1 pseudogene is annotated in these 312 nt (G+C 73.7%); it reads left to right on the forward strand.

Annotation, left to right across the window (positions count from 1 at the left end):
- Window positions 1–312: pseudogene (locus C2142_RS41255) on the forward strand (magnesium transporter); the annotation flags it as partial.

The raw sequence follows: 312 nt of genomic DNA on the forward strand, positions 1-312 counted from the left end.
CACCCCGGAACCTGGACTGGCAGTCCGTCGCCCCGTTCGGCGAACAGGCCACCCACGGACCCGCCGAGGTGCAACTGCGCGCCTCCCGCTCCGCCCTGCACCAGCTGCGCCCGGCCGACCTCGCCGACATCCTCGAAGACCTCGGCCGCCATGAACGCCAGCAGCTGCTCGGCTGGCTGGAACCCGAGCACGCCGCGGACGCCCTGGAGGAGATGGAACCGGCCGAGCTGGAGAACCTGCTCCGCGAAGCCGCGCCCGAGCACGCCGCCCGCCTGGTCGACGAGATGGAACCGGACGAGGCCGCCGACGCCC

Origin of the sequence: Streptomyces sp. CB01881, assembly GCF_002953255.1 — a bacterium.
Classification (GTDB): domain Bacteria; phylum Actinomycetota; class Actinomycetes; order Streptomycetales; family Streptomycetaceae; genus Kitasatospora.